Source organism: Bacillus sp. FSL M8-0063, assembly GCF_038005545.1.
In the GTDB taxonomy this organism is placed as follows: Bacteria; Bacillota; Bacilli; order Bacillales; family Bacillaceae_G; genus Bacillus_A; species Bacillus_A wiedmannii.
Genome location: NZ_JBBOTJ010000009.1, coordinates 1 through 5,392, shown reverse-complemented (window position 1 = coordinate 5,392; position 5,392 = coordinate 1). Strand labels below are relative to the sequence as shown.

Annotated in this window: 5 protein-coding genes and 1 pseudogene; all 6 read right to left on the bottom strand. The window is 33.3% G+C overall.

Going from position 1 to position 5,392, the window contains the following annotated elements:
• Positions 1 to 87 precede the first annotated feature (87 nt).
• Positions 88 to 417: pseudogene (locus tag MKX31_RS29045) on the bottom strand (ASCH domain-containing protein); the annotation flags it as partial.
• Positions 418 to 806: 389 nt separating this feature from the next.
• Positions 807 to 1,604: an undecaprenyl-diphosphate phosphatase UppP gene (gene uppP, locus MKX31_RS29040; protein ID WP_060486332.1), complete on the bottom strand. Its 798-nt coding sequence runs from the start codon at positions 1,602 to 1,604 to the stop codon at positions 807 to 809.
• 17 nt (positions 1,605 to 1,621) lie between these two features.
• Positions 1,622 to 2,359 carry an ABC transporter permease gene (locus MKX31_RS29035; RefSeq protein WP_000247712.1) on the bottom strand — a complete coding sequence of 246 codons (738 nt, stop codon included), beginning with the start codon at positions 2,357 to 2,359 and terminating at the stop codon, positions 1,622 to 1,624.
• Positions 2,352 to 3,281 (bottom strand): ABC transporter ATP-binding protein, encoded by a 930-nt coding sequence (locus MKX31_RS29030; RefSeq protein ID WP_098103664.1) that lies wholly within the window; start codon positions 3,279 to 3,281, stop codon positions 2,352 to 2,354. Before MKX31_RS29030 ends, MKX31_RS29035 begins: the two co-directional genes overlap by 8 nt.
• Positions 3,282 to 3,349: 68 nt before the next feature.
• Entirely contained in the window at positions 3,350 to 4,363 is a 1,014-nt protein-coding gene (locus MKX31_RS29025; RefSeq protein WP_064475989.1) for a sensor histidine kinase, read from the bottom strand.
• A complete protein-coding gene (locus tag MKX31_RS29020; protein ID WP_340982024.1) occupies positions 4,353 to 5,066 on the bottom strand; it encodes a response regulator transcription factor in 714 nt (237 codons plus the stop codon). Before MKX31_RS29020 ends, MKX31_RS29025 begins: the two co-directional genes overlap by 11 nt.
• Positions 5,067 to 5,392 lie beyond the last annotated feature (326 nt).

Here is a 5,392-nt window from a genome sequence, read left to right as displayed (position 1 = left end):
ATTTTATAAAATAAGTTAGTTATCTATGGGCTTCTTGAGTTATAAATAACAAGCTTATAGCTTTAAAAGTAGCAACAGGAACTCCCGGTAATTATAAATACGATCTCCTAAGCCTTCATCAATAGCGAATTCTTCGCTTACTTCATTCATTGGTGTTACAGTTACTTCTATTATTTTAATAATAGCTACAGGTTCATTATTACTAATGAGTATAATACTATAATCGTTAGTAGTCAGTAGTGATTCATTTTCTAATTCATAAAAAATGTGAACGGAGCATGTTGCTGTTTTTATGCCGTCAATTACTAACTGTGCGAGATAATTAGAAGAATCACCGAATTGCCAAGCTGTAATAGATTCCGGTTTGTCACTGTTTCCCCAATAAGTATTCCGATATGATTGTGCTAAAGGATTCAATTGTATCGTTACCTCACTTTAATTAATAATTTTAGTCTCTTTATAATCCCTGGGAAATTTCCTTATTTGCTATATCTTTGTACGTATTTAAAACTTGTATCGGTGTGTTGCGAATTAAGAAAGATAATATGTGTGGAATGAATATGGTTTGTAGACACGTTCGGTCCCTATATGGCATTTTCCAGTAGACATCCATATTAATAGAGGAATGTTTAAATTTTGAATTGTGTCGTACGGTAAAGATTAAAATTGCTTGAAGAACATTTGGATTATTAATGATGATTTATTCCCGCTATGCCATATTGGAGTAGGTAGTACTTGATGTGAAATGGATAAAAAACCGATATTCTAACTTGAATATCGGTTTTTTATCTGTGACTTATATGAATTTATAGCAATACGAAAAGCGTAAATAAGATAGCTAACAAAATACGATAGTATGCGAAAGGTTTTAAGCCTATCTTTTCTAAAAGCTTTAGGAATGTTACTACTGCTAACATTGCTACTATAAAAGAGGTAATGAATCCTACCGCAAACATAGGGATATCATTGACACTTAAATACTTCCAGCTTTTTAACAAGTCTAAGCCTGTAGCGCCTACCATTACAGGAAGAGCAATGAGAAAAGAGAACTCAGATGCAGTTTTATAATTTACTTTTGCTAATAGACCTCCAGAAATAGTAGAGCCAGCTCTAGAGAAGCCGGGGTATACTGCTAAGCATTGAAATAATCCAATTGTTAATGCTTGACGGTATGTTAAATCATCCAGTGAATAGGAGGTTGCCTCTTTCTTTTTTACTTCTGCAAAGAGCATAAGAATTGCCCCTGCTACAAGTCCAATTACGACAGTATAGGGCTGAAATAAGTAAGTTTTAATGACACCATGTAGTAGTAAACCAGCAACTACTGCTGGAAATACGCCAAGAAATACATGGAATGCGTTGAATTTCTTCTCTTTCCGCAGAAGAGGTTTAATATTACATAAAGAAACGAGGCGTTTATGATATAAAATTGCAATAGCTAAAATTGCCCCTAGCTGTATAACAATTTCAAACGTTTTCGCTCTTTCTCCTTCAAAATCTAATAAATGCCCGACTAATATAAGGTGACCAGTAGAAGAGATAGGTAAAAATTCAGCTAACCCCTCTACGATACCGAGTATGAAGGCAATAATGATATCGCTCATCGTTTCACTCCTATAAATTAATGAATGTCTACTCTTTTGAAATAGAATAGTGTTGCAAAAAATCCTGAAACCGCTGTTGCTGCAATGATGATATAAGAATATTCCGGTGGATATGTGGGTTGTAATTCATTATTTGCGATATCAAGAGTAGCGGTCCACGGAAATAAATCTTTATGTTTGGAGTTTACGAGCATAAGATTAGTCATTGTAATAATGACAGTTAATATAATAGGTGGTACATAGCTCTTCATTACAAGAGTTAGTAGCACAATAGGTGAAGACAATAGAAAGAGAAGTCCACCACAGATTAAAAATTTTAGAAAAGAGCCTAAAAATAAAGCAGTGTTAAAACCAGGGAAGTTCCCCAATAGCCCTAATATTAAAGTAAGTGCCCAAGCGACTAAAGTTAGCATCATGATCCAAAGAAAAAGAGTGATGAACTTACTTATAATAAAGCTAATACGCGATACGGGGATAGTTAGTAAATTCTTTAGTGTGTCTTCTGCATATTCACGGGTAAACAGATAAGCAATTACTACTCCATATAAGGGGAACCCTATCACTAAAGTAGTATATAAGTTAACATCAGTAAATAATTGATGGAACCAAATAGTCGGAGTGGGCTGTTTGGTTTTTATATGTATATAAGAAGCTACTACGACTAAGAAAGGTGCGACACCAGCTCCAATAATGCTAATTAAAAACATATTAGAGCGTTTTAGTTTTAATAGTTCTGTATAGAGTAGATTAACCAATTGTTCCACCTCCAACTAATTTAGTGAAATAATCTTCTAATCTATCTTCACTTATCATCATTTTTAATACTTCCACACCATTTAGAACGAATGTTCTGTTGATGTATCCTTGTTGTCCAAAATGAGAATAAATACGAATATTTCCTTCATCATGTACTTCATAATCAAAAATTTGAAGCTGATTTTCTAATAGCATCGCGGCTTTATTTTCATTATTCACTTGAAATTCTATGTACTTACGGTTTGTTTTACGTAGCTTATCAAGAGAAACTTCTTCTAGTAACCTTCCTTCATGAATAATTCCGATACGATCGACTAACTGTTCTACCTCGGCTAATATGTGACTAGAAATGAGTATTGTTATATTTCTTTCTTGAGCTAAAGAATGAATAAGTTTTCGCATTTCTTTAATACCGATGGGGTCTAGCCCATTAGTTGGTTCATCTAATATGAGTAGCTCAGGATAATGGAGAAGGGCGCGTGCAATTCCTAAGCGCTGCTTCATTCCTAAAGAATACTTTTCTACTAATTTTTTTGTCTCGTGCTGCAAGCCTACTATTTCTAATGCTTCTTCAATGGCATTCTTTTTGTGAATCCCAATTATCTTTGCATTAATTAATAAGTTTTCTTTTGCAGTTAAGTTTTCATAGAACCCTGGAACCTCAACGATAGAACCAATTCTTCTTAAAATATCTTTTTGATTTTGAAATAAGTCCTCTCCGAATATTTCAATATTTCCGCTTGTAGGTTTTATAAGACTGAGTAGCATACGAATGGTTGTTGTTTTGCCCGCACCGTTTCGTCCTATGAATCCATAAATCTCGCCTTGTTGAACATTAATATTTAGATTATCTACTGATTTTTGTGTGCCATACACTTTAGTAAGGTTAGTCGTTTTTATAATTGTATTTATAGGAAACACCTACTTTCTATAAGCTCTTAATTATATGATAAGAAGGAAGGCTTAACTGCATATTAATCATTTCTTAACTATTTCTTAAAAGAAATGTATTTTGGAATTGAAAAGCCAAAAGTAGTTCGTTTCCATGGAGTACTTTCAACCCATATATGCCCACCATTTCTCTCAACGAGTGCTTTAGAAATTGAAAGCCCGAGACCGCTACCACCAGAAGAGGAGTTTCTCGATTGTTCGCTTCGGTACATTCGTTCAAATACGTTTTGTAAATCATGTTTTGGGATACCAGGGCCTTTATCCCAAATAAGAAGTTCATAGTCTGTATCAGTTTCTAGTAGTTCGATCCCTAATGTTTTCCCATCTTTTCCGTAATAAATGGCATTTTTTATCAAATTACTCATAATTCGCATAAGGCTAAGGTGGTCTGCAATGATAGGACAAGTAGATTCTGGTATGAGAACCTGTAGTTCGAGATTATGTTTTGAGAGTTCAGGTAAAAATTCAATCAAAACTTCTCTAGTAACTTCAGAAAAGTCGAGTTCCTCTTCTTTTAGTGGAAATTCATTGGCGTCTAGCTTTGCCATATTGAATATTTCGTTAACTAGATGTTTTAAGTTATTTGATTTCATATAAAGTATTTTAAGATATTCTTTCTTTTCTATTTCAGAAGCAGCAACCCCATCTTTTAAAGCGTCGATATATCCAATAATAGAGGTGAGTGGTGTTCGGATATCGTGCGAGATACTAGACAAAAGTTGTTTTCTAGATTCCTCGGATCTTTTTGCTTCGATCCGAACCTTTTCTAATTCAGCTATCAGTTCGTTTATTGAAAAAACGATACTATGTAATGAGGGGTCATTGCTTGTGAATAATCTCGTTTGTAAATTTCCTTTTAGTACACGACCTAATTTTGTGTCCACTGATTTGCGATGTTGAATGAATTGTATTCTTGAAAAGAAGAGATACATTGTAATTAAAATAAGGGTAATAAATAAAGACATCTTTCCTTTTGGACCCATTTGTATATTTAAAAGCCCGCAAATGATAAGTTGTAATGAAATAAGGAATAGGGTTTTATCAGTCTTCAAGTTTTTCACCTACAAACTTATAACCAATTCCCCATACAGTTTGAATGAATTTTGGATTAGAAGGATTGATTTCTATTTTCTTTCTAAGTTTTCGAATATGTACCATAACGGTATTATCGTCTTCTATATAATTATCGTCCCATACATTTCGGAAAAGCTGTGTTTTTGTAAATACTTGTCCTGGGTTTGAAGTAAAGAATTTCAACAGTTCCAGTTCTTTTCCGGTTAAGCTGATTTCTTCTTTATTTGTATGAACTGTGTATGTATTTAAGTCGATAGTTAGTCCTTTGAAAGCTAAAAGTGTTTTCTCTTGTGCAGTAGTGTTACTTCCAAGAACTAAAAAACGCCGCATAAGAGCCTTTACTCGTGCAACTACTTCGTGAATACTGAAAGGTTTTGTAATGTAATCATCAGCGCCAATGCTTAAACCTAAAATTTTATCAATTTTGTGATCTTTAGCGGTTAGCATTAATATAGGTACGTTAGTTTTATCTCTAAGTTTTCTACATACTTCGATACCATCTACTTTCGGCATCATAAGATCTAATATAACGAGGTTATAGTTGTTTTGATTAAATAATTGCAAGGCTTCTTCACCATTAACCGCAGTATCTACCATATATAATTCTCGTTCTAAATATATTTTTAATAAATTTCGGATTTCTTTATCATCGTCTGCTATAAGGATACGTATATCTTTCATATTTTCACCTGCTTCTAATAGAGTTTTATTGCTAGTACAACAACTCTCTAATTATATACTAGTATTTGTTAAAATAAGGTTCCTAGTTTTGTTGGAGGGACATGTCTGCAAGAATTAAGTCTAGAGTTCAAATGAAATCGAATATGTTCTGGAAGAATAAATTAAAGAGAAGCAGAAGTTGGTTTCTAGTAATGAATTTTTGTAGAGGAATATCTAGCTAAAAGAGTATAAAAATATTAAATTGAATATCTTTATAAAAAGGTGTTGACGATTTCACCTTAGAGGTGTAATATAGAACAAGTCGCCGATGCAATAACGCAGAACGT